Source organism: Microbacterium sp. NPDC059771, assembly GCF_042732495.1.
Classification (GTDB): domain Bacteria; phylum Actinomycetota; class Actinomycetes; order Actinomycetales; family Microbacteriaceae; genus Microbacterium; species Microbacterium sufflavum.
On the sequence record NZ_JBHWHK010000001.1, the window covers coordinates 422,378 to 444,752 of the forward strand.

The 22,375-nt window shown below is 71.3% G+C and carries 21 protein-coding genes; 12 read left to right on the top strand and 9 right to left on the bottom strand.

Annotated elements, in window-relative coordinates; genetic code table 11:
• Positions 1-22 precede the first annotated feature (22 nt).
• Complete coding sequence (locus ACFV3I_RS02045) at positions 23-1,351, bottom strand: cytochrome P450 (protein WP_378803117.1); 1,329 nt, start codon at positions 1,349-1,351, stop codon at positions 23-25.
• Between the two features lie 145 nt (positions 1,352-1,496).
• On the opposite strand from ACFV3I_RS02045, the gene ACFV3I_RS02050 reads away from it, so the two are divergent.
• Positions 1,497-1,934: an SRPBCC family protein gene (locus tag ACFV3I_RS02050; protein WP_136036882.1), complete on the top strand. Its 438-nt coding sequence runs from the start codon at positions 1,497-1,499 to the stop codon at positions 1,932-1,934.
• Positions 1,935-1,950: 16 nt separating this feature from the next.
• Here the strand turns inward: ACFV3I_RS02050 and ACFV3I_RS02055 are convergent, their stop codons facing one another.
• Positions 1,951-2,772 (bottom strand): shikimate 5-dehydrogenase, encoded by an 822-nt coding sequence (locus ACFV3I_RS02055; protein WP_378803118.1) that lies wholly within the window; start codon positions 2,770-2,772, stop codon positions 1,951-1,953.
• A gap of 504 nt (positions 2,773-3,276) precedes the next feature.
• Between ACFV3I_RS02055 and ACFV3I_RS02060 the strand changes: the two genes are divergently transcribed.
• The gene (locus ACFV3I_RS02060) at positions 3,277-3,483 is read left to right on the top strand and encodes a cold-shock protein (RefSeq protein WP_136034351.1); all 207 of its coding nucleotides are present in this window, start codon (positions 3,277-3,279) and stop codon (positions 3,481-3,483) included.
• A gap of 90 nt (positions 3,484-3,573) precedes the next feature.
• On the opposite strand, the gene ACFV3I_RS02065 is transcribed toward ACFV3I_RS02060, so the two are convergent.
• Complete coding sequence (locus ACFV3I_RS02065) at positions 3,574-4,239, bottom strand: HAD hydrolase-like protein (protein ID WP_136034353.1); 666 nt, start codon at positions 4,237-4,239, stop codon at positions 3,574-3,576.
• 156 nt (positions 4,240-4,395) lie between these two features.
• On the opposite strand from ACFV3I_RS02065, the gene ACFV3I_RS02070 reads away from it, so the two are divergent.
• Positions 4,396-4,848 carry a response regulator gene (locus ACFV3I_RS02070; protein ID WP_378822254.1) on the top strand — a complete coding sequence of 151 codons (453 nt, stop codon included), beginning with the start codon at positions 4,396-4,398 and terminating at the stop codon, positions 4,846-4,848.
• 15 nt (positions 4,849-4,863) lie between these two features.
• Here ACFV3I_RS02070 and nucS read toward each other — a convergent pair whose 3' ends face one another.
• Positions 4,864-5,559 carry an endonuclease NucS gene (gene nucS, locus ACFV3I_RS02075; RefSeq protein ID WP_136030957.1) on the bottom strand — a complete coding sequence of 232 codons (696 nt, stop codon included), beginning with the start codon at positions 5,557-5,559 and terminating at the stop codon, positions 4,864-4,866.
• Positions 5,560-5,599: 40 nt separating this feature from the next.
• A complete protein-coding gene (locus ACFV3I_RS02080) occupies positions 5,600-6,559 on the bottom strand; it encodes a GAP family protein (protein ID WP_378803120.1) in 960 nt (319 codons plus the stop codon).
• Between the two features lie 115 nt (positions 6,560-6,674).
• On the opposite strand from ACFV3I_RS02080, the gene ACFV3I_RS02085 reads away from it, so the two are divergent.
• Positions 6,675-7,883, top strand: a complete 1,209-nt coding sequence (locus ACFV3I_RS02085; protein ID WP_378803121.1) for a sensor histidine kinase — start codon at positions 6,675-6,677, stop codon at positions 7,881-7,883.
• On the top strand, positions 7,880-8,527 hold the full coding sequence (locus ACFV3I_RS02090) for a response regulator (RefSeq protein WP_378822255.1): 648 nt from the start codon (positions 7,880-7,882) through the stop codon (positions 8,525-8,527). Before ACFV3I_RS02085 ends, ACFV3I_RS02090 begins: the two co-directional genes overlap by 4 nt.
• Before the next feature lie 3 nt (positions 8,528-8,530).
• Here ACFV3I_RS02090 and ACFV3I_RS02095 read toward each other — a convergent pair whose 3' ends face one another.
• Positions 8,531-9,769: an MFS transporter gene (locus tag ACFV3I_RS02095; protein ID WP_378822256.1), complete on the bottom strand. Its 1,239-nt coding sequence runs from the start codon at positions 9,767-9,769 to the stop codon at positions 8,531-8,533.
• A gap of 62 nt (positions 9,770-9,831) precedes the next feature.
• Here ACFV3I_RS02095 and ACFV3I_RS02100 point away from each other — a divergent pair, with 62 nt between their 5' ends.
• Positions 9,832-10,896 carry a LacI family DNA-binding transcriptional regulator gene (locus ACFV3I_RS02100; RefSeq protein WP_378803123.1) on the top strand — a complete coding sequence of 355 codons (1,065 nt, stop codon included), beginning with the start codon at positions 9,832-9,834 and terminating at the stop codon, positions 10,894-10,896.
• An 11-nt stretch (positions 10,897-10,907) separates the two neighbouring features.
• Here the strand turns inward: ACFV3I_RS02100 and ACFV3I_RS02105 are convergent, their stop codons facing one another.
• On the bottom strand, positions 10,908-12,410 hold the full coding sequence (locus ACFV3I_RS02105; protein ID WP_378822258.1) for a hypothetical protein: 1,503 nt from the start codon (positions 12,408-12,410) through the stop codon (positions 10,908-10,910).
• A gap of 118 nt (positions 12,411-12,528) precedes the next feature.
• Here ACFV3I_RS02105 and ACFV3I_RS02110 point away from each other — a divergent pair, with 118 nt between their 5' ends.
• From ACFV3I_RS02110 to mnhG, 6 genes are read left to right on the top strand one after another with little or no spacing between them, the layout of a single operon-like run.
• Positions 12,529-15,501: a Na+/H+ antiporter subunit A gene (locus ACFV3I_RS02110; protein ID WP_378823194.1), complete on the top strand. Its 2,973-nt coding sequence runs from the start codon at positions 12,529-12,531 to the stop codon at positions 15,499-15,501.
• Entirely contained in the window at positions 15,501-16,088 is a 588-nt protein-coding gene (locus ACFV3I_RS02115) for a Na(+)/H(+) antiporter subunit C (protein WP_206252106.1), read from the top strand. Before ACFV3I_RS02110 ends, ACFV3I_RS02115 begins: the two co-directional genes overlap by 1 nt.
• Positions 16,085-17,638, top strand: a complete 1,554-nt coding sequence (locus tag ACFV3I_RS02120) for a Na+/H+ antiporter subunit D (RefSeq protein WP_378822259.1) — start codon at positions 16,085-16,087, stop codon at positions 17,636-17,638. Before ACFV3I_RS02115 ends, ACFV3I_RS02120 begins: the two co-directional genes overlap by 4 nt.
• Entirely contained in the window at positions 17,635-18,228 is a 594-nt protein-coding gene (locus ACFV3I_RS02125; protein ID WP_136033099.1) for a Na+/H+ antiporter subunit E, read from the top strand. The genes ACFV3I_RS02120 and ACFV3I_RS02125 overlap by 4 nt, the downstream gene beginning before the upstream one ends.
• Positions 18,225-18,494 carry a monovalent cation/H+ antiporter complex subunit F gene (locus ACFV3I_RS02130; protein ID WP_136033102.1) on the top strand — a complete coding sequence of 90 codons (270 nt, stop codon included), beginning with the start codon at positions 18,225-18,227 and terminating at the stop codon, positions 18,492-18,494. Before ACFV3I_RS02125 ends, ACFV3I_RS02130 begins: the two co-directional genes overlap by 4 nt.
• Positions 18,491-18,880, top strand: coding sequence for a monovalent cation/H(+) antiporter subunit G (gene mnhG / locus ACFV3I_RS02135; protein ID WP_136033104.1), 390 nt, complete (start codon positions 18,491-18,493; stop codon positions 18,878-18,880). The genes ACFV3I_RS02130 and mnhG overlap by 4 nt, the downstream gene beginning before the upstream one ends.
• Positions 18,881-18,893: 13 nt before the next feature.
• Here the strand turns inward: mnhG and ACFV3I_RS02140 are convergent, their stop codons facing one another.
• On the bottom strand, positions 18,894-19,655 hold the full coding sequence (locus ACFV3I_RS02140; protein WP_136033106.1) for an alpha/beta fold hydrolase: 762 nt from the start codon (positions 19,653-19,655) through the stop codon (positions 18,894-18,896).
• Between the two features lie 35 nt (positions 19,656-19,690).
• On the bottom strand, positions 19,691-22,333 hold the full coding sequence (locus ACFV3I_RS02145) for a penicillin acylase family protein (RefSeq protein ID WP_378823196.1): 2,643 nt from the start codon (positions 22,331-22,333) through the stop codon (positions 19,691-19,693).
• Between the last annotated feature and the right edge of the window lie 42 nt (positions 22,334-22,375).

A 22,375-nucleotide genomic window follows, 5' to 3' on the forward strand; every position in this document is an offset into this window, starting at 1 on the left:
CGTGGCGCATGCGATCCCGCGCTCAGTGGAAGGGGCAGCCGCGGCCGGAGCCGGCCGCGCGCACCCGTCCGCCGGACGCGGGCTTGGTGGGCAGCCGTCGTCGGTTCACCGCGAGGCCCTCGTCGAGCACGCGCAGCCGCGGGTCGCTGAGCACCGCGATCGCAGCCGTGAGTCCCGCGACCACGAGCTTCTCGCCGGGGCAGCGGTGTCCCGTGGCGACGTCGGCCCCGCCCTGCGGGATGAACGTCTTCACCTCTTCGTGGTCGGTCACGTCGGTGAAGCGCTCCGGGGCGAAGCGGTGCGCGTGCGCCCACGACTGCTCGTCGGTGTCGGTGCCGAGGATGTCGAGCACCACGCGACCGCCCTTCGGCACCCGCACGCCGTCGATCTCGATGTCGGTGAGCGCACGCCCCGGGAGCATCGGCACGAACAGTCCCGTGCGCCGCACCTCCTGCGCGAACCGGGTGGCGAGAGCGCCGCCCACGAGAGCCTGCCGTTCCGCGGTCTCGGCCGCGATGCGGGCGCGCCACTCCGGGTGGTCGTGGAGCTGCTTCGCCGCGAACGCCACGAACCGGGCGGCGGCGATCATCGGCCGGATGCTGTTCTGCAGTTCGATGCCCGCGGTCCTGGCGGGAAGCAGGGTGCCGTCGGCGCTGCGGTGCGCGGCCCACAGCGCGAGCGCGGTGCCCTCGGGAGCCGTGAGCGTTCCGGCGCGGACGGCCTCGATGAGGCGCTGAGCGTGCCGGTCGGACCACATCCGGTTCGCGGTCGCGGCGAGGTAGGCGGGCGAGTACGGCGCGCCGAACCCGTCGACGATCTGGGCCAGCCGAGCGGCCCAGCGCGTCTTCGCGGCGGGGGTCCCCGGAAGGCCCGCCCAGCCCATGATCGCGCGTCCGAACGCCCCGACGGCCGCGTCATAGGCGCTGCGGGTGCCGCCGTCGAGCCAGGCGTCGCGCTCCCGCGCCCACTCCCGCTCGAGCCAGGGCGTGAGCCGCGCGACCTGCTCGTCCTCGTAGGCGACCGCGACGAACGTCGCCTTGCGGTGACGGTGGGCGTCGCCGTCGAGGCTGTGCACGGAGCCGTGCCCGAACAGCGTCTCCTGCACGATCGCGGGCATCGCACCGTGCCGGGCGATGCGACTGTCGTCGTAGAACAGGTCGATGCCCTCGGCGCCGCGGACGAGGGCGGCCTCGTCGCCGAGCAGGCGCATCGGGGCAGACCGGGCGCCCGGTCGTGCACGCCGCCAGATGCGGGCTCCGAAGTCGTAGCCGCGGGTCAGGAGGAACGGGGAGTCGTCGCGCACGATCGTCTCGACGCCGTGCGAGATCCGGCCGGTGAGTCTGTGGAGCATGACTCGACCCTCGCAGCGCTGGGACCGGTCCTCCAGGGGGGAGCGTTCGGCGATGGACTGTGCTAGCGGTGAGGGGACGACGCTTGTCAAGCGCCTGTGCAGGCGGTGTGCGCGCCCGTCACACTGGCGGCGGAACGGAGGAACCATGGCGACGAACACCCGAGACCTGGCGTGCACCACCGAGGACGTGTTCCGTGTGCTGGCGGACGGCTGGCTGTACCCCGCGTGGGTCGTCGGAGCGTCGCGCATGCGCGATGTCGACGCTGCCTGGCCCGCTCCGGGCGCGCAGCTGCACCATTCGGTCGGCGTGTGGCCCGCGCTGCTCGACGACACGACCGAGCTGCTGCAGTGGCATCCGCCGCACCGGGCGGTGCTGCGTGCGCGCGGCTGGCCGGTCGGCGAGGCGCAGGTCACCCTGCGGGCGAGGTCGACGGCGACCGGCTGCCAGGTGCGTATCGACGAGGAACCCGTGAAGGGCCCGGCGACCCTGCTCCCCCGCTTCCTGACCGCACCGATCCTGCGGTGGCGCAACGCCGAGACGCTGCATCGGCTGGCCTATCTGGCCGAAGGGCGTGCCGGGTGATCGGTTGCGCGGGGATTCATGCCCCGGATCGCATATAGTCTTCGGCGGCCTGGACCTGGGCCGGCGTCGGACGCACACCGGTGTAGAGCACGAACTGCTCGAGCGCCTGGAGGGTCGCGACCTCGGCGCCGGTGATGACCGTGGCGCCCGCCGCACGCCCCGCAGCCACCACGGGGGTCTCCGCCGGCAGCGCGACCACATCGAACACCACCGTCGATGCCGCGATCGCCTGCTCGCTGAACGAGAGCGCGTGCTCCTCGCCCCCGCCCGCCATGCCGATCGGCGTGACGTTGACGAGCACGTCCGCTGTCGCCTCGCCGGGCTCCGGACGCCAGTCGAAGCCGTACTGGTCCGCGAGGGCACGCCCGCGGGCTTCGTTGCGGGCGACGATCGTGAGGTCGGTGAAGCCCCCGTCGCGGAAGGCCGCAGCGGTCGCCTTCGCCATGCCGCCCGAACCCCGCAGCAGCACAGACGACCGCGGGTCGATGCCGTTGCGGGCGATCAGGGTCGCGATCGCCGAGTAGTCGGTGTTGTAGGCGGTCAGTACCCCGTCGTCGTTCACGATGGTGTTGACGGAGTCGATCGCGCGCGCGGAGGCGTCCATCTGATCGACGAGGGCGATGACATCCTCCTTATAGGGCATGGAGATCGCGCATCCGCGGATGCCGAGTCCGCGGACACCGGCGATCGCCTGGGCCAGATCGGTCGGCGCGAAGGCCTTGTAGATCCAGTTGAGCCCCAGTGCCTCGTAGAGGTGGTTGTGGAAGCGGGTTCCGTTGTTGCTGGGTCGCGCGGACAGCGAGATGCACAGCGTCATGTCCTTGTTCAGCATCGTCACCGCCTCAGGCTACCGGCGGCGAGGATCCGTGGCGGGAACGGTCGTCCTCCCCTATGGTGAAGGTGCATGCACAGGGGATTGATCGTCTCCGTCTCTCCCCAGGAGACGGACGGCCCACCCCAGGGGCACGACGATCCGTGTATGCGATTGGGCCCTCTCGAGTAGTTCAGTCCCCAATGGGCTACTCGAGGGGGCCGCTCTCGTTCATTCTCCCACCAATTTTCGGATTTGTCCCCCAAAAGGGGGACAAGGAGGTCCGAAAGGGGTTAGGCTGTCTCTGACGCACCCTCCGGTCGTCTTCGGCCCTCATCGCTCCCCCCGCGGTGAGGGCCACACCATTTTCCGGGAGCGGATCGAGAGCCCCGCCGCGCTGGTCGCATGACGCTCATGCAACATTTGGATTACCTTCTTGCCTCTCCTATTGCCGCCGGGGTCGCCTCCACTAGCGTTAGCGATGTCGGTGCACCCCTGCGTCGGCTTCTAGATCAGCAGAACAGGCAGTACATGAGCACCCAGGGCACGGTCAAGTGGTTCAACTCGGAGAAGGGCTTCGGCTTCATCTCCCCCGACGACGGAGGCGCTGACGTCTTCGCGCACTACTCCGCCATCCAGTCATCCGGCTACCGGTCTCTCGACGAGAACCAGCGAGTCGAGTTCGATGTGGCGCAGGGTCCGAAGGGCCTGCAGGCAGAGAACATCCGCCCGCTCTGACGCGGACGACACCGGGACTCCCCGTCTGAAGAACGCACTCGAGCGTCCTTTCGACGGGGAGTTCCGTTTTCTGCGTCAGTGGTGACGGGCTCAGCCGAGCAGCAGAGCCCGCAGTTCGTCGACCGAGGCGACGCGGAACGCCGCGTCGTCTCCCTCGTGCGGGTCGCTGAAGCCCCACTCGACGAAGATCACGGGGACGCCGTTGGCCTTGCCGCCCTCGACATCATGATGGCGGTCGCCGACGAGGACGGGGCGTGACGTGTCGACGCCGAGCGCGCCCAGGCGGCGCAGGGCTTCGGCGACGATGTCGGTCTTCGACGCGAGCGTCGCCTCGTCCGGAGTCGCGCCGACGGTCGTGAGGAAGGCGGGCCGGAGACCGAAGTGGTCGACCAGCGCATCGACCTGGTTCTCCGGCTTGGAGCTCGCGGTCGCCTGCGGCACTCCCGCGGCATGCAGGTCGTGGATGAGCTCGGCGACACCGGGATACGTGCGCACGTCCGTGGTGTAACCGTCGGCCTTGCCCAGCGTGCGGTAGAACGCCACGGCCTCGGCGGACTCCGCGGGCGTCATGCCGGCCTGGTCCTGGAACGACTGGAACATGGGCGGCCCGATCCAGTGCACCAGTTCCTCCCGCGTCGGGGCGGGACGGCCGAAGTGCGTGAGGGCGACGTGCAGCCGACGGAGGATGCCGACCGAGGCGTCGACGATCGTGCCGTCGACGTCCCAGAGCACGCAGGTGTAAGGGGAGGGGGCCATCTCTCCAGCCTATGGGTCCGCGGACGCCTGCCCGGTCCTGCTGCACGGGTGTGCAGTCTCACGCGTGCTCCCCGGATCGCGTGGCCGCGGCGCGAACGGCGGAATGCTGCACCGTAGGGTCGTGACAGCGGCGGGAACGCGAGTGAGACTGGGGAGATGTTCGTGTCGATGGAAGTGATCACCATCCTGGGGTCGACGGTGACGATCATCGTCGCGATGGCAAGCGGCTTCGGTTGGCTCGTCACGCGCATGGATGCGCGATTTGCAGCGTCGGATGCGCGGATGGCTGAGCGGTTCGCGATGGTCGAGGGGCGGTTCTCGGGCATGGAAGAGCGGATGGATGCGCGGTTCGCAGCGTCGGATGCGCGGATGGATGAGCGGTTCGCGATGGTCGAGGGGCGGTTCTCGAGCATGGAAGAGCGGATGGATGCGCGGTTCGCGGCGTCGGATGCGCGGTTCGCGATGGTGGAGGAGCGATTCTCCGGCATGGACGCGCGTTTCGGGGCCCTGGAGGAACGGCTGACGGGGATCGAGCACGAGGTGACCGAGGTCAGGATCGCGGTCGCCCGGCTGGAAGGGCCACCGCGACGGCTGATCTCCGTGCGCTGACCGCGGCGAGCGGTGTCAGAACAGCCGGGGGATGCCCGACTCGATGCCCTTCATGTCGTCGTAGTCGAGCACCAGGCAGCGGATGCCGCGGTCTTCGGCGAGCACGCGGGCTTGCGGCTTGATCTCCTGCGCGGCGAAGACGCCCTGCACGGGGGAGAGGTGGGGGTCGCGGCCCAGCAGCTCCAGGTAGCGCGTCAGCTGCTCCACGCCGTCGATGTCGCCCCGGCGCTTGACCTCCACGGCGATCGCAGCGCCCTCCGCGTCACGCACCAGCAGGTCGACCGGACCGATGGCGGTCGGATACTCCCGGCGCACCAGGGTCGCGCCCTCGGCGATGAGCTCGACCTGCTCGGCCAGCAGGCGCTGCAGGTCCGCCTCGACGCCGTCCTTCTGCAGCCCGGGGTCGATGCCCAGTTCGTGCTGCGAGTCGTGGATGATCTCGTAGATCTGCACACGCAGCGCATCGCCCGTCTTCTTGTGCGTGACGCGCCACACCTCGACGACGCCGGCGGTCGCCTCCTCCTCGCCCGGGACCTCCGTGGCGAGGGAGCAGGGCGGGCTCATCCAGTTGAGGGGCTTGTAGCTTCCCCCATCGGAGTGCACGAGCAGGCTCCCGTCGCCCTTGTGCACGAGCAGGCGCGTGGCGAGCGGGAGGTGGGCGTTGAGCCGGCCGGAGTAGTCCACCGAGCAGCGGGCGATGACGAGACGCACCCGACGAGCCTACTTCGTCGCCGACGCTGCGCCGACCGGCTCAGAGGATCGAGCCGAGCGCGTCGAACAGCCCGAGCTCGGTGGCGGCCGACCGCGCGATCAGGAACCCGATGATGCCGATGATCCATGCCGTGTTCTCGGCGCCCGTGCGCTCCATCCACGCCGCGAAGCGCTCCAGCGGGCGCTGCACGAGCGGCGCCGCCACGAGCCGCAGCACCAAGAGGACGAGGGCGGGCGCGATCATGAGCGCGCAATAGCCGACCAGCGCGAGCACGCGGAACGGGGTGTCGACACCCGCGTCGGCGAGCATCGCCATGGCCACGAGGTAGGGGAGCATCGTGGCGACCTCGACGAGCCCCGCGGCGATCGCGACCGCCATCACCGCGAACCCTCGCGTGCGCGGGTCGAGCAGGCGTTCGCGCCACCGCATGAGGCGTCCAGGGCGCGCGGGTGCGTGCCCCGTGGTCGCGGACTCGGGGCGTTCGAGAGCGGAACCCGTGGCGGCGACGGGCGAATCGGACGACGCGCCGGTCCATCGCGGTTCGGGCTCCGGGTCGGAGGCGGCCGCTCGAAACAGCGGGGCCGGGTCGGGTGTCGCCGCGGAGGCGCGACCGGAGGCGGACGGCCTCCCGGTCCACGGCGACACCCGCGGCGGCTGCCGCTCCCCATCGCCGACCGCTGCGGGCTTCGAGGTGGGCATCGCGAACGCGGTGATCAGCAGCGCGACGCCCACCAGCAGCCGCGTGATCATCCCCGCCGGGGACGCGAGGAAGTCGGACGCGACGTCCGCCAGGTTCACCAGTCCCCACAGGAACAGCAGCCCGACCGCCAGGTAGAACCCCGCGATCGTCACCAGATACAGCACGATGCGACCCGCTCGCACGCGCCCCGGGTGCAGCAGCAGGAAGACGGGGATCAGCAGGGTGCCCACGCTGAGCCCGTCGATGAGCGCCAGCACCGCGAGCGACAGGGGGAGGGGGAGTCCGCCGAAGAGTTCCATGCCTCCACCGTCGTGGCCGGCGCGGCCGGGCGGATCGGGCGAAAGTACCGTCTGCCGCACGACCCTCATCCCTTCGTCGGATGCGACCCCGCGGTCACCGTGGTTGCATGAGGTCATGCACGAACGGGGCGAGGGCGGTCTCGGCGCCTGGTATCGGCGCCACCGCTGGTGGGCGGATCCGCTCGGGGCGCTGGTGCTCTCCGTGGTCATGGCCGCCTTCGGCTTCCACGGGCTCTGGGGTCCGTTCTCGCTGCTGTCGGACGACGTGTCGCCGTGGTGGGCGCTGGTGCTCGCGGTTCCGGCGTGCGTGCTCTCGCTCGGCAAGGCACGACGGCCGTGGACGGTGCTGGTGCTGGTGGCGGTGCTGTTCCTCGCCGATCTGCTCACCGTGGGGGGCGTCGGCACCCTGGTCGTGCTGCTGGACGTGCTGTGGATGGCGGCGTTCCGCGCCGGACCGCGCGGCCGCCGCGTGCTCCTGATCTCTCTGGGCACGGCGACCGCGGCGCTGTTCTTCGCCGCACTGCTGTTCGCCGACGTCGACGTGCCGGTGGCCGTGCTGTTCGGAGTGCAGTTCGGGGCCATCTTCGGAACCGACTACTGGTGGGCGGTCGCGGTCTCGCAGGCGCACGAGCTGGCGGAGCTGCACCGTCAACGCGCCGAGGACGCCGCCGCCGCCGCGGAACGCGACCGCACCGAGGCCGTGCAGCGGGAGCGGGAGGCCATGGCGCGCGAGCTGCACGACGTGGTGGCCGGGCACGTGCTGGCGATGGCGATCCGGGCCGAGGCGGCGCTCGCGACGCGTCCGGACCGCTCCGACGACCGGGCGGCGCTGCGGGCCGTGCGCGACGCGGGCCTCGACGCGCACGGTGCGTTGCGGTCGATGATCTCGGTGCTGCGCCGCGGCGGCGGCCCGCTCATGCCCACGCCGAGCTGGGCGGACCTCGACGGCATCGTGCAGGAGGCGCGGCGGTCGGGGCTGACGGTCCGCCTCGACGCGGCGGAGCTCGGCGACCTCGGCGATCTCGGCGGGGGCGGCGAGCAGGCGGTCGTGCGGGTGGTGCGGGAGGCGCTCGGCAACTGCGTGCGGCACGCGCGGGGTGCGCAGGTCGAGGTGCGGATCGCACGCTCCGGCGACGAGGCGCTGGTGCGGGTGCGGTCGCTCGGCGGGACGGCAGCGGTCGCCCCGATGCGACACGACAGCGAGGGGTGGGGGTTGCAGATGCTGCGGGAGCGGGTGGCGGCGCTGGGGGGCGTGTTCCAGGCGGGGCCCGACGGCGACGGCTGGACCGTGGAGGCGCGGCTGCCGGCGGGAGCGCGGTCGTGAGCGCCCCGACGGTGCTGCTGGCGGACGACCACGGCGCGATCCGTGCGGGGCTGCGCATCATGCTCGAGACGCACGACATCGTGGTGGCGGGCGAAGCGGCCGATGGCGAGGTGGCCGTGCGCAACGCCGCCGCCCTGCGCCCCGACGTGGTGCTGATGGATCTGCGCATGCCGGGGCGCGACGGCGTCTCGGCCACGAGGGAGATCGTCGACCGGGGTCTGGCGGACGTGCTGGTGCTCACCAGCTTCGACGAGGACGAGCTCGTGCTCGCGGCGATCCGCGCCGGGGCCGTGGGGTTCCTGCTCAAGACCGTGGATGCGTCGACGCTGGTGCAGGCGGTGCGCGGGGTCGCGGCGGGCGAGGGCGCCCTCGACCCGCGCGTGACCAGGCGTGCGCTCGCCGCGGTGGCGGAGTCCGCGGTCGACGGTCCGCCCGCCGCCGCCACCCCCGCCCTGGGCGAGCTCACCGCGCGGGAGCAGGAGGTGCTCGACGGGATCTTGCAGGGCTGGTCGAACGCGCAGCTCGCCGCCCGGCTGCGCATCTCGGTGCCCACGGTGAAGACGCACGTGTCGAACGTGCTCGCGAAGCTGGGTGCGCGCAGCCGCTCGCACGCGGCGGCACTCGTCCGGGCGTGCGGCGGCTGAGCCTCAGCTCCGGGCGGCGGTCGTGGCGGGGGTCTTCTCGTCGTCGCGCAGCGGGCGGGCGGCCCCGGAGAACAGCCCGGAGACCACGACCAGCGCGACCAGGATGAACAGCGTGTTGAGCAGGCCGATGTGCTCGCTGATCACGCCGAGCACGGGCGGGCCGCCGAGGAACGCGACGTAGCCGATCGTGGCCGCGGCGCTCACGCGGGCGGCGGCCTTGGCCGGGTCGTCGGCCGCGGCGGACATGCCGAGCGGGAACCCGAGCGAGGCGCCGACACCCCAGAGCGCGGCGCCGAGCAGCACGAGCGGCAGCGTCGGCGCGAGGATGAACAGCAGGATGCCGCTGGCGGCCGTCGCGGCGAGGATGCGCAGCACCAGCACCCGGCCGAAGCGGTCGACCAGGGGGCCGCCGAACAGGCGCACGACGGTCATGCCGGTCGAGAACACGGCGAGGGCGACGGCACCGGAACCCTCGGCGAGACCGTGGCCCTGCTCGGTGCCGAGGGCGATCCAGTCGTTCGCGCCGCCCTCGGCGAACGACATGCCGAGCATGACGGTGCCGAGCAGGTAGGTGCGCGGTTCGCGCCACGCCTCCAGCGCGGTGTGCAGGCGCTGGCGGAACGGCGGCTTCTCGTGCTCCTCCGGGTCGAGGGCCGCCTCTCGCACCGGCACCTGGAAGAAGCAGATCACCGCGATCACGGCGATCAAGACCCCGACGGAGATCGCGTGCGTGCCGACATCGATTCGAAGGTGCGCCGCGAGCGCACCGATACCGGCGCCCAGGACGGTGCCGAAGCTGAAGAACGCGTGGAAGACGGGAAGGATCGTGCGGCCCATCTGCTGTTCGATCGCGGTGGCCTCGACGTTCATCATCACGTCGACGCAGCCGTTGCCGAAGCCGAACAGCACCATGCCGACCAGCACCAGGGGGACCGAGGCGAACACGGTGGCTCCGAGTCCGACGAGCGCGATGCCGGCGGCGAACGTGAGCATCGACAGGAGCATGCCGCGACGCGCACCCGTACGCGCCATGACCGCGGGGCTCGTGGAGACGCCGAGGATGGAGGCGATGCCCATGCCGAGCAGGATCAGTCCGACCTGCGCGTTGTCGAGACCGAGGGCCTCCTTGATACCCGGCACGCGCGATGCCCAGGTCGCGATCGAGAGGCCGCTGGCCAGGAAGATGGCGAAGATCGCGGTGCGCCAGCGCACGAACTGCGAGCGGGTGAGGGCGGTGTCCATGACCCACAGCCTATATCGAATCGATTCGACGCCGGAGTGCAGATCCCGGCTATCCTCGGAGTATGAGCAGCAGGGAGACCCCGCGCCGACCCACGATCGCGGATGTCGCGCGCGAGGCGGGGGTCGCGACCTCCACCGCGTCCGTGGTCTTCAGCGGCAAGGCCAAGGTCGCCCCCGCCACGCGCGACCGCGTTCTCGCCGCGGCGACCGAGCTCGGCTACACCGGACCCGACCCCCGCGCCGCCTCGCTCCGTCGCGGCCGCAGCGGCATCGTCGCGGTCGTGCTGGAGGGCCACCTGCGGGCCGCGTTCCTCGACCCGGTGACGACCGCGATGATGGACGGCCTCACCGATGGACTCGCCGACCTCAGCGCCGGGATCCTGCTGATGCGCGACGAGCCGGGCGAGGACGGGTCCGCGATCGCGAGCGCCCCGGTCGACGCGGTCGTGCTGATCGGGTGCTCCGGGCGCACGCGGGCCTCACTCGAGATCGTGCGGGGGCGCGGCCTCCCCGTGGTCGTGATCGAGGGCGACGCCGGGCTCGACGTGCCGCGCATCACGCTCGACAACGTGGCCGCCTCCGCCGACGTCGCCCGGCACGTCCGCGAACTCGGGCACCGCGACGTCGCACTGGTCACGCTCGCGCTCGACGCCGACCGCGAGCGCACCCTCATCACGCCGGAGCGACTCGCCACCGCGACCGTCGACGTCACGGTCGACCGGCTCCGGGGAATGCGCGAGATCTTCCCCGACGCCCCGGCGATCTCCGCGTCGGGCAGCCTGATCGACGAGGGCATCCTGGTGGGCCGCATGCTGCTGTCCGACCCGGAGAAGCGTCCGACGGCCGTGCTCGCGCAGAGCGACCTGCTCGCGGTCGGCGTGATCCGCGCGGCGGAGGAGCTCGGGCTGCGCGTGCCGGAGGACCTGTCGGTGGCGGGGTTCGACGGCATCGCGCTGGACGGCCTGGGCGACCTCACGCTCACCACGAGCGTGCAGCCCGCGGTCGAGAAGGGTCGCGCGGCGGGGGAGCAGGTGGCGCGCATGCTCCGCGGGGAGCCGGGCGAGACGCAGGACCTCTCGTGCCGCTTCCGCGCGGGCACCACGACCGCGCCGCCCCCCGCGCGCTGAGCCGCCTGCCCTCAGGAATGCGCGGGACCGAGGCGCAGCGCCGTCTCGCCGAAGTCCAGGATGCGGTACCGCCCGCACTCGATCGTCGCCACCGGTTCGACCCCGGCGGGCAGCTGCCACGGCACGGTCTGCGCGTCCTCCACCAGGAACGACACCTCCCCCACCGTGAAGTCCCGCCGGTCGACCAGCCAGGCGTAGCCGTTCAGCGCGTGGTCGACCTGCACCAGGCGTGACGGGTCGTCGAGGTGCAGCTTGGGCAGCCGCACGGTCCAGAACTGCCCGGCACCCGTGCGTCCCGATGCGTCGACCCAGTCGGTGACGCAGGTCAGGTCGGCGTCGGGTGCCTGCGCGGCGGCCGCCAGTCGCGGCACGCTCAGTCCGGCGGCGAGGAGCAGCAGGGCACCCAGCGCCGCGACCGCACCGCGCACGAGCCGGGACGACGGCAGCACGGCGCGCGGATCGGCGACCAGGGCCAGGACCGGCGCGAACGCCAGCGGCTGGAGGTATCGCGCGGCCTGGGTGCCGAGCGCCACCGCCCCGAGCAGCACCAGGGCGGGAGCAACCCACGCGACCGCGGCGACGAGCCGCGCGCCGGGCGCCGATGCCCGCCGCATGCGCATCACCGCGAGGGCGAGGAGGGCGGCGACCACGACCAGCGCGAGCACCCCCGGCGGCGTCGAGAGCCGGGCCGCGAACAGCCCGGCGTACAGCTCGAGCGACTCCCGCCAGCGCCACGGCTGCACGTAGCCGGCGCCCGTGTTCGCGATCCATGCCGAGAACGGAATGCGACAGAGGAAGCCGAGCAGCGTGCCGCCGAGCAGGGCCGCGCCGAGCATCAGCGCGGACCGCCGGCTCCGGACGGAGAACCCGAGCACGACCAGCACGGTCAGCAGCGGCACCGTTGCCCAGGCCGCGAACAGCGGATTGGTCAGCGTGGACACGGCGGCCGTCGCGCCGAGCGCCCAGAGCAGCACGACCCCGCCGCCCGGGCGGTCGAGGAAGCGGCGGGCCAGACCGACCGCGGCGACCGCTCCGATCGTGGTCGCGGCGTAGTAGGTGGTCGTGAGCGAGAGCGACGCGAGCTCGAGGGCATCGCGCGACGGAGACGCCTCGGTGACCACGAGAAGCGCGAACACCCCGAGCGCCGCGAGCGACCACGCGACCGGGGCGGCACCCGCGCGGCGACGACCGGCGACGAGCCGCGCCACGCCGTAGAACCCGAGCAGGTTGACCACCGCGTTCACCGCGAGCAGGCCACCGACGTCGAGCGGCAGCAGCGCGCCGAGGGCGACGTGCACGGCGGACTCCGGAAGGAACAGCACGCTCGACAGCGCCCACTCGCCAACCCCGCCGCCATCGAGGATCGCGCGCGAGATCAGTCCCACGACCAGGGAATCCCCGTCACGGAAGAGCAGCGAGGAGCGGGGCGATGCGGCGAGCTGACCCGCCGCGACGAGGGCGATCGCGAGGGCCGTGAGCCACCCCGCCAGCTCCCTCCGTGCGCCCCCGTGCATGCGAACACTCTGGCACGTCGCGCAGACCCGCGAACCGCCCGGCCCCATCATCCCGGTAAACTGGACGGACACCGCCCGCCTGAGCCGCAAGGCCGACGAGCCCCGAGGAGCCGCGTATATGCTGATGCTCCTCGCCGTGTTCCTCCTCGGGTCGCTGCTGTTGCCCGTTCTGGTGCGCTGGCTGGGAGCACAGGCTTTCGCCGTCGCCGCGCTCGTCCCCGCCGCCGCGTTCGTGCACGCGCTGGTGCTCACGCCGCAGGTGCTCGACGGCCCTGTGCCGTTCGAATCGCTGCCGTGGATCCCGCAGCTCGGGCTCTCGCTCTCCATGAACATGGACGTGCTCGGGTGGGTCCTCACCCTGATCGTGACCGGCGTCGGCGCGCTCGTGCTGCTCTACTGCCGCTGGTACTTCCACGACGACGCGGCCGGCATCGGCCAGTTCGCCGGGGTGCTGCTCGGCTTCGCCGGCGCGATGTACGGCCTCGTGCTCACCGACGATCTGGTGATGCTCGTGATGTTCTGGGAGGTGACGAGCATCCTCTCGTACCTCCTGATCGGGCACTACCGCCGCCGCGCCGCCAGCCGTCGAGCCGCGCTGCAGGCTCTGCTGGTGACGACCCTCGGCGGCCTGGTGATGTTCGTCGGCGTCGTGCTGCTCGTCGTGGACGCCGGCACGTCGAGCATCCGCGAGATCCTCGCGCTCGCCCCCACCGGGCCCCTGGTCGACGCCGCCATCGTGATGCTGCTGATCGGCGCCATCAGCAAGTCGGCGCTGTTCCCGTTCCACTTCTGGCTCCCTGGTGCGATGGCCGCCCCCACGCCGGTCAGCGCCTACCTGCACGCCGCCGCGATGGTGAAGGCGGGCATCTACCTCATCGCGCGCTTCGCCCCGATCTTCGCGCTGAGCGCCACCTGGCGACCGATCATCATCAGCCTCGGCATCCTCACCATGCTGCTCGGCGGGATCCAGGCGCTGCGCGAGACCGACCTCAAGCGCGTGCTCGCCTTCGGCACCGTCAGCCAGCTGGGGTTCTTCGCCGTCGTGGTCGGCTACGGCACGCAGGCCGCCGCCCTCGCCGGACTCGCGCTCGTGATCGGGCACGCCCTGTTCAAGTCGGCGCTGTTCCTGATCGTCGGCGTGATCGACCGGCAGCTCTCCACGCGTGACATCACCGAGCTCTCCGGGGTCGGACGGCAGGCGCCGGTCATGGCGACCGCGGCCTTCATCTCGGTCGCGTCGATGGCGGGCATCGCGCCCACCATCGGCTTCGTCGCCAAGGAGTCCACGCTCACGGCGCTCCTGGATGACGCGCAGGGCGGCTCGATCTGGGGACTCGTGGCGCTGATCGGGGTCGTCCTCGGTTCCATGCTCACCGCGGCATATGGCGTGCGCTTCCTGTGGGGAGCGTTCTGGACCAAACGCGACGACCGCGGCGACCGGCTGCCCGACACCGCGTGGCCCGACCCGCCCGTCGGCTTCCTCTCCGCGCCGATCATCCTCGCCGGGGTCACCCTCGCGGCGGGCATCGGCGCCCCCGCGCTCGACATCGCCCTGCAGCCCTACGCGCTCACCGCGAACCCCGGCCTCGACCACGAGGGCGCCGCCGTCGAAGGCCCCGGTCACCTCGCGCTCTGGCACGGGTTCGAACCAGCGCTCGGGATCTCCATCCTCACTGTCCTGCTGGGCATCGGGCTGTTCCTGCTCACGCGACGCAGCGGCTGGGACCGTCGCCCGCGCCTGCTGCCCTTCACCGCCGCCGACGCCTACTACCTCGTGATGCGCGGCATCGACCGGCTGTCCGTGCTCAGCACCACCCTCACGCAGCGCGGCTCGCTGCCCGTCTACGTCGGCACGATCTTCGTGGTGTTCGTCGCGGCCGAGGTCACCGCGCTCATCGCGAGCGACATCGACCGCTACCAGCTGTCGCTCTGGCACACCCCGGCACAGCTCGCGGTCGCGCCGATCATGGCCGTCGCGGGCGTAGTGGCGGTGCGCGCCAGGAAGCGGTACACCGGCGTCGTGCTGGCCTCGGTCACGGGGCTCGGCATGGTCGTGCTCTTCGCGACCAGCGGCGCACCCGACCTCGCGCTCACGCAGATCCTCGTCGAGACGGTCACCATGGTCACGTTCGCCCTGGTGCTGCGGCGGCTCCCCGCGCGGATGGGCGAGCACAACGCCTCGGTCAGCCGCATCCCCCGGGCGCTGCTCGGCATCGGCGTCGGCCTCACCATGGCGTTCGTCGCGATCGTGGCCACCCAGTCGCGCGTCGCCGACCCGATCTCGGAGATCTTCCCGCAGATCGCCTACGAGATCGGCCACGGCAAGAACGTGGTGAACGTGGCCCTGGTCGACCTGCGCGGCTGGGACACGATGGGCGAGCTGTCGGTGCTCGTGCTCGCGGCGACCGGTGTCGCCTCCCTCGTCTTCGTGACCCACCGCGCCGATCTGCTCGCCGCCACCAAGACCCTGCCGCGCTCCGTGCGCAAGGCCGCCCGCAGCCGTCCGCTCGTCGAGACCACCGACGGCGTGCGCTTCCAGACGTCCGAGAACCGCAGCGCCCCGCGCGCCTGGCTGGTCGGCGGACAGAAGATGAAGCCGGAGAACAGGTCGATCCTGCTCGAGGTCATCGTGCGCATCCTGTTCCACACCATCATCGTGGTGTCGATCTTCCTGCTGTTCGCGGGTCACAACCTGCCGGGCGGCGGCTTCGCCGGCGGACTCGTCGCGGGCATGGCGCTCGTGATGCGCTACATCGCCGGCGGTCGCTGGGAGCTCGGCGCCGCCGCGCCCACCGACGCCGGACGCCTGCTCGGGGCGGGCCTCATCCTCGCGGTCGGCACGGCCGTGGTGCCGCTGTTCTTCGGGATGGCCCCGCTCACCAGCACCTTCTGGGAGTGGGAGATCCCGGGCATCGGTCACATGGAGTTCGTCACCTCGACGATCTTCGACGTGGGCGTCTACCTCGTGGTGATCGGGCTGGTGCTCGACGTGCTGCGCAGCCTCGGCGCCGAGGTGGACCGGCAGTCCGCGCTCCGCCCCGGTCAGAGCACCGCGATCGACTTCACCTCGCGGACAGGGGGGAACGGCTGATGGACGTCTCCCTGGCCCTCATCGCGATCATGGCCGTGCTCTTCGCGTGCGGCGTCTACGCGATGCTCGAGCGCAGCCTGACCCGGGTGCTGATCGGCTTCCTGCTGCTCGGCAACGCCACGAACCTGCTGCTGCTGATCGTGATGGGCGTGCCGGGCAACGCCCCCTTCTTCGGCACGAACGGCGACCTCAGCGATCCGCTCCCGCAGGCGCTGACCCTCACCGCCATCGTGATCACCTTCGCGGTGTCGGCGTTCCTGCTCGCCCTCATCTACCGCTCCTGGCAGCTGGGCCAGGCCGACACGGTCGAGGACGACGAGGCCGACATCGCCCTGCGCGAGCGCACCGACGCCGACGAAGACCTCATGGACGACGAGTCGGAGACCGACGACGACGAGGCGACCACCGACTTCGTCGGCGTGCAGACCGCGCCCATCACGGTGCTGCACATGCGCGACCACCCCGACATCCACGACGACGCCCCCTACGACTCGCCGTACAGCGCGCAGCGGGAGGACGAACCCGAACCCGAGGCCGACGAGGATCCAGACCACGACCACACGACAGACGGGGAGGGCAGGTCATGACCACGCTCGTCCCGCTCCTGGTCGCCCTGCCGCTGCTGGGCGCCGCGGTCACCCTCGTGTTCGGGCGCAATGCCCGGCTCCAGGTGCTCGTCACGGTCGCCACCCTCGCGATCGTCTCGGTCATCGCCGGGGTGCTGCTGGTCGTGGTCGATGCGGGATCCCCGCTCGCGGTCTCGGTCGGCGGGTGGCCGGTGCCGTTCGGCATCGTGCTCTATGTCGACCGGCTCGCCGCGCTGCTCGTGCTCGTGTCGAGCGTCGTGCTGCTCGCGGTTCTCCTCTTCTCGATCGGTCAGGGCGTCGCCGACGGCGCGGACGAGACCCCGATCTCGATCTTCAACCCCTCCTACCTGATCCTCGCGGCGGGCATCTTCAACGCCTTCATCGCGGGCGACCTGTTCAACCTCTACGTCGGCTTCGAGATCCTGCTCGTCGCGTCGTACGTGCTGATCACGCTGGGCAGCACCGAGTCGCGCATCCGCACGGGTGCGGTGTACATCGTGGTCTCGCTCGTGTCGTCGATCCTGTTCCTCGCCTCGATCGCGATGATCTACGGCGCCCTCGGCACCGTGAACATGGCGCAGATCGCCGAGCGCATGTCGGAGCTGCCGCAGGACACGCAGCTCGTGCTGCACCTGATGCTCGTGGTCGCCTTCGGCATCAAGGCCGCCATCTTCCCCGTCTCCTTCTGGCTGCCCGACTCCTACCCGACCGCGCCGGCCCCGGTCACGGCGGTGTTCGCCGGACTGCTGACGAAGGTCGGCGTGTACGCGCTGATCCGCACCGAGACGCAGCTCTTCGCCTCCAACAGCATCGACACGCTGCTGCTCATCATCGCGCTGGCGACCATGGTCGTCGGGGTGCTGGGTGCCGTGGCGCAGGCGGAGCTGAAACGGATCCTGTCGTTCACGCTCGTGAGCCATGTGGGCTACATGATCTTCGGCCTGGCGATCGCGACGCCCGCGGCGATCGGCGCCACGGTGTACTACATCGTGCACCACATCGTGGTGCAGACCACCCTCTTCCTCGCCGTGGGACTCATCGAGCGTCGGGCGGGAAGCACCTCGATCCTGCGGGTCAAGGGGCTGCTCAAGATCGCGCCCGTGATCGCGGTGCTGTACTTCATCCCCGCCATCAACCTCGGCGGTCTGCCCCCGTTCTCCGGGTTCATCGGCAAGTTCGCGCTGTTCGAGGCCGCCGCCTCCGTGGGAACGCCCCTGATGATCGTGCTGATCTTCGGCGGCATCATCACCTCGCTGCTCACGCTGTACGCGCTCATGCGGGCGTGGAACCTGGCGTTCTGGCGCGAGGAGGAGGACTCCACCGAGACCGAGGGACGCATCTCCTACCTGACGGGCGCACCCGCGGCCGACGAGCAGCAGGAGACCAGGCGCATCCCGAAGATCATGACGGTCGCCACCGCGGGCATGGTCACCGTCACGGTGGCCCTGACGATCTTCGCCGGTCCGCTGTACGCTCTGTGCGATCGCATCGGGGCTGGCCTGCTGCAGCCGGTCAACCTCGTCCAACTGGAAGACGAGGTGGAGGGATGAGGCCGGAGACGCGGCGCCTGTGGCGCGACATCGGCATGCAGCTGCCGTTCCTCGCCTGGCTGATCGTGCTGTGGATGCTGCTGTGGGCGCAGTTCACCGTGCTCTCGTTCCTGACCGGGCTCGTGGTCGCGATCTTCGTGACGCGCGTGTTCCGGCTGCCGACGGTCGAGCTGTCCGGCCGCGTGAACCTCTGGTACGCCGCGCTGTTCATCGTGCAGTTCCTCTGGGCAGTGCTGCGCGGCGCCCTGTCGGTCACGGTGCAGGTGTTCGACTTCCGCCGGCAGCCGGGCACCGCGATCGTCGCCGTGCCGCTGCGGTACGCGGACGACCTCGTCATGACGCACGTCGCGGTGGTGTCGTCGCTGATCCCCGGTTCGCTCGTGGTGGAGGCCGACCGCGACCGGCGCATCCTCTACCTGCACGTGATCGGCGTGCGCAGCAAGGAAGACGTCGAGGAGCAGCGGCAGGGGGTGCTCGGCTGGGAGAAGCGGGTCGTGCGCGCGCTGGGCGACCCGTCGCAGTACCGCCGCCTCAAGGCCGATGAGCGCGCGGGTCGCATCGATCCGGCCAGGGTGGGGGGTGCCCGATGAACGTGCTGCTCCTGGTGATCATGGCGGTGTTCGGTGTCGCCGCGATCCTCGCCGTCATCCGCATCGTGCGGGGTCCGTCGATCCTCGATCGCGCGGTCGCCGCCGACGTGCTGCTCACCGAGGTCATGTGCGTGCTGGGCGCGGAGATGGCGATCAACGGCCACACCCGCAACATCCCGGTGCTGCTGATCATCGCCGCCGTCGGCGTGTTCGGGTCGATCGCGGTCGCCCGGTTCGTCGCGAGAAGGGACAACACGACGCCATGAACGTGTTCGGCCTGATGATCCCCGACGCCGTGATCGACGTCGCGGTGCTGGTGCTGATCCTGATCGGTGCGCTGCTGTGCCTCTCCGCCGCGGTGGGGCTGCTGCACTTCCGCGACGTGCCGACACGGTTGCACGCCGCGACCAAGCCGCAGGTGCTCGGGCTGCTGATGATCTGCGTGGCGATCGCGCTGTCGCAGCGGTCGATCGGCGGCGTGCTGTTCGGCCTAGTGCTGGTCGCCCCGGTGGTGCTGATGCAGTTCGCCACGGCGCCCCTGTCCGCGCACATGGTCGGACGGCAGGCGTATCGCAACGGCACGATCGAGCAGCGCGGGCTCGTGGTGGACGAGCTCGCCGAGTCCAAGCAGACGCCGCCCGCCGCGGGCTGACCTCGCCCGCGCGTCAGGTGCGGTCGGCGAACGCCTCGATCAGGCGTGCGGCGGGTTCGGAGTCGCTGATGAGGGTGCCGTGCCCGTGGTCGGGGATCACGGAGAGCTCCGCGCCGGGGATGGCGTCGAGGATGACCTGACACCAGCTCATCGGGGCCAGCGGGTCGTCTTCCCCGCGCAGCACGAGCACGGGGCAGTGGATGCGGCGGAAGGCCTTCTCGGGCTGATGCACGATGGTCGCCCGCATCTTGCGGATCAGGTGCGGACCGCCGCGGAGGTACTCGCGCGCGCCGCGCCAGATGACGAGCGGCCGCTCGCCCACGAGGTCCTGCAGCAGGTAGCGCGCCTGGGCCCCGATGTTGCGCGCGGCCTTGTCGACCGTCGGTCCCGCGAGCACCACCCCGGCCACGAGCTCGGGGTGCCGGGCGGCGAGCTCGGCCGCGATCTGGCTGCCCATCGAGTGCCCGATCACCACCACGGGTTCCGCGTCGACGTGGCGCAGATACGCGGCGACCAGGTCGGCGTGGCGCTGCATGGTGAGGGTGCGCGTGGGCTCGGGCGCTTCGCCGAACCCGGGGAGGTCGAGCGCGATCACGCGTCCGTTCAGCCGCTGGGTGAGGTCGAGGTACACGCTGCGGCCCATGCCGATGCCGTGCAGCAGCAGGTAGGTGTGCGGCCCCTCGCCGAAGCTCTCCGCGATGAGGGTCGCGCCGCCGTGCTCGAACTCCAGCAGCGTCGCGGTCGTCCCCTTCGGGGCGAGATAACTGGAGGGCACCGGTCCACGCTAGCCGAGGAACCTCTGCGGGTCTCTCAGCCGGCGGGGGCCAGGATCAGAGTGTCGCGCGCGGACCGGTCGACCGCGCCCGGTGTGAACGCCCAGGGGCGCTGCACGCCCGAGGCCCAGTCCTCCGTCTGGTCGACGTAGTGCTCGTGGTAGGCGTGACCGGAGGCACCCGTCAGATGGATCCACGTGGAGGCGTCGAGGTCGTCGAGGTCGACCACCATCCGCATGGAGGGCACGGTCGTGGTGGCGTACGACTCGCCGATGGTCCAGCCGGTCGCGTCCACCACCGATGCGCCGCCGCCGACCGGGTAGGGTCCGCGGTTGAACAGTGCCTCGATCGGGGCGACGCCGGACGAGCCGAACGTGCCGCTGCGGAGCGTGATGGCGTGCAGGTCGCCCCAGTTCCAGCGCGTCGTGTCGGTGCCCTGCAGCGCGGCGAGCTCGTCGTACGCCTCCTCGGCCGACCGGGCCAGCATCTGGGGCATGCCGTCGACGTCGATGCGGTCGTTGCGCCACAGCGGGTCGGACGGGTCTTCGAGCAGGTCGCCGACCACGGTGAACAGCCGTCCCTGGCCGTCGGTGGGCAGGGGCACGGCGCGCTCGGCGAAGAGGTTCTGCACGAGGCGCGACCACAGCACGTTCGCGTACGCGGCGGCCGCGGAGGTCTTGTCGTTCTGCGCGTCCCACGTGCGGAGCAGCTCGACGGCCGTCCGCGGTCCGGTACCGTCGACCTCGACGTCGCCCATGGCGCTGACCAGCTGCTTGCCGATCCACATCTCGCCGTCCATCTGGATGTCGCGCAGGTCCTGCGCGGTCAGCGGCGCGGCGGCCGCGCGGCGCTCGATCAGGTGGGCGATGCGGGCAGCGCGGTACCCCTGGTCCCAGTCGCGCGACAGGAAGTACTCGTAGTCGTCGGTGACGATCGCGTTGTTCGCGGTCACGATGTAGCCGGACGCGGGGTTGTACGCCACGGGCAGCTCCTCGAACGGGATGTAGCCGGTCCAGTCGTAGCCGCTGTCCCACCCGGGCTGCGGCATCCACCCGTCGCCGGCCCCGCGGATGGGGAGCCGCCCCGGCGTCTGGTAGCCGATGTTGCCGTCGACGTCGGCGTAGATGAGGTTCTGCGCCGGAACGTCGAACAGGGCGGCGGCGGCGCGGAAGTCGTCGAAGTCCTGCGCGGTGGAGAGGGCGAAGATCGCGGTCGCGGTGGTGCCGGGATCGAGGGCCGTCCAGCGCAGGCTCAGGGCGTATTCGGCGGCGTCGCTTCCCGGTGGAGCGGGGGCGGTGCCCTCGGCCCGGAGCGCGGGGTCCGGCGCGTCGGCGATCGCGGTGAAGTCGTCGGTGAGGCCGGAGATGATGGGGCCGTGCACGGTGGAGCGGATCGTGAGCTCGATGTCGTCGCCACCAGCGACCGCGATGGTCTCGGTGGTCTCCTCGAGTGGCACGAGCGCGCCGTCGCGCCAGTACGCGTCGCCCTCGATGCGCTCGACGTACAGGTCGGTCACGTCGGTGGTGAGGTTGGTGAAGCCCCATGCGACGCGCTGGTTGTGGCCGATCACGATGCCCGGGAGACCGGAGAACGAGAAGCCCCCCACGTCGAACGGGCAGTCGGCGCCCACCGTCGAGCACTTCAGCTGCACCTGGTACCAGACCGAGGGCAGGGAGGCGCCGAGGTGCGGGTCGTTCGCCAGCAGCGGCATGCCCGACGCGGTCAGCTCTCCCGAGACGACCCAGGAGTTGGAGCCGATGCCCTCGCCGGCGTCTCCGACCAGGACGCTCGCGGCTTCGATCACGTTCGCCGTCTCCTGCCACTCGATCGTGGTGACGGCCTGCTGCACCTCGCCGTCCTTCGGCGGCAGGGTGAACGCGGCGGCGTCTGCGGTGGTGTCGAGCGGCTCCACCGTGGAGATCTGCGGCACGATCACCGGGTTCCGGTCGAACGGGTAGGAGGGGTACAGCTTCGCGAGCAGGGCGTGCGTGTCCTCCGGGTCGCCGCCGTCGGCGAGGGCGCCCGCGAGCAGCGCGCGCTCCGTCTCGTCCTCGACGTTGGTGCGGAGGTCCCAGGCCATGGCCTTGAGCCACGCGACGGAGTCGGCCGGCTCCCACGGCTCCGGTTCGTAGTCGGGGTTCTGCAGGCCCAGCACCGCGTACTCGAGCGACAGCTCCGCTCCGGACCGGGACGACAGGTAGGCGTTCACACCGTCGGCGTACGCCTCGTAGTAGCCGCGGGTCGTGTCGTCCATCGCCTCGACCTCGGCCTCGGCGACCGTGCGCCACCCGAGCGTGCGCAGGAACGCATCGGTGCCGGCCTGGGACGCGCCGAACAGCTCGGCCACGCGGCCCGACGTCACGTGCCGGCGGAAGTCCATCTCGAAGAAGCGGTCCTGCGCGTGCACGAACCCCTGCGCGAAGAACAGGTCTTCCGAGGAGTCGGCGGTGATGGTCGGGATCCCGCTCGCGTCGCGCTGCACGGTCACCTCGGCGGCGAGGCCGTCCAGCCGCAGGGTGCCCGAGGTCTGCGGGAACGAGCGCTGGATGGTCCATGTCACGAAGAACGCCGCGGCCACCGCGATCACCACGATCGCGGCGACGACGAGGAACGCGATGCGCCCGATGCGGACACCGAGCGACGGGCGGGAGGGTGCGGGTGACACCGGCGAAACGGTCATCATCGTCGAGAACTCTTTCGGGTCGCGGTTGGGACTCAGTCC

What these genes read in the sequence shown, in the direction of transcription:
- ACFV3I_RS02100 (WP_378803123.1), top strand. Translation starts at nt 9,832, where the DNA reads ATGAGCAGCAGGGAGACCCCGCGCCGACCCACGATCGCGGATGTCGCG.
- ACFV3I_RS02125 (WP_136033099.1), top strand. Translation starts at nt 17,635, where the DNA reads ATGAGGCCGGAGACGCGGCGCCTGTGGCGCGACATCGGCATGCAGCTG.
- ACFV3I_RS02130 (WP_136033102.1), top strand. Translation starts at nt 18,225, where the DNA reads ATGAACGTGCTGCTCCTGGTGATCATGGCGGTGTTCGGTGTCGCCGCG.
- ACFV3I_RS02115 (WP_206252106.1), top strand. Translation starts at nt 15,501, where the DNA reads ATGGACGTCTCCCTGGCCCTCATCGCGATCATGGCCGTGCTCTTCGCG.
- ACFV3I_RS02085 (WP_378803121.1), top strand. Translation starts at nt 6,675, where the DNA reads ATGCACGAACGGGGCGAGGGCGGTCTCGGCGCCTGGTATCGGCGCCAC.
- ACFV3I_RS02070 (WP_378822254.1), top strand. Translation starts at nt 4,396, where the DNA reads ATGTTCGTGTCGATGGAAGTGATCACCATCCTGGGGTCGACGGTGACG.
- ACFV3I_RS02050 (WP_136036882.1), top strand. Translation starts at nt 1,497, where the DNA reads ATGGCGACGAACACCCGAGACCTGGCGTGCACCACCGAGGACGTGTTC.
- ACFV3I_RS02080 (WP_378803120.1), bottom strand. Translation starts at nt 6,559, where the DNA reads ATGGAACTCTTCGGCGGACTCCCCCTCCCCCTGTCGCTCGCGGTGCTG.
- ACFV3I_RS02095 (WP_378822256.1), bottom strand. Translation starts at nt 9,769, where the DNA reads ATGGACACCGCCCTCACCCGCTCGCAGTTCGTGCGCTGGCGCACCGCG.
- ACFV3I_RS02145 (WP_378823196.1), bottom strand. Translation starts at nt 22,333, where the DNA reads ATGACCGTTTCGCCGGTGTCACCCGCACCCTCCCGCCCGTCGCTCGGT.
- mnhG (WP_136033104.1), top strand. Translation starts at nt 18,491, where the DNA reads ATGAACGTGTTCGGCCTGATGATCCCCGACGCCGTGATCGACGTCGCG.
- ACFV3I_RS02110 (WP_378823194.1), top strand. Translation starts at nt 12,529, where the DNA reads ATGCTGATGCTCCTCGCCGTGTTCCTCCTCGGGTCGCTGCTGTTGCCC.
- ACFV3I_RS02105 (WP_378822258.1), bottom strand. Translation starts at nt 12,410, where the DNA reads ATGCACGGGGGCGCACGGAGGGAGCTGGCGGGGTGGCTCACGGCCCTC.
- ACFV3I_RS02120 (WP_378822259.1), top strand. Translation starts at nt 16,085, where the DNA reads ATGACCACGCTCGTCCCGCTCCTGGTCGCCCTGCCGCTGCTGGGCGCC.
- ACFV3I_RS02045 (WP_378803117.1), bottom strand. Translation starts at nt 1,351, where the DNA reads ATGCTCCACAGACTCACCGGCCGGATCTCGCACGGCGTCGAGACGATC.
- ACFV3I_RS02060 (WP_136034351.1), top strand. Translation starts at nt 3,277, where the DNA reads ATGAGCACCCAGGGCACGGTCAAGTGGTTCAACTCGGAGAAGGGCTTC.
- ACFV3I_RS02065 (WP_136034353.1), bottom strand. Translation starts at nt 4,239, where the DNA reads ATGGCCCCCTCCCCTTACACCTGCGTGCTCTGGGACGTCGACGGCACG.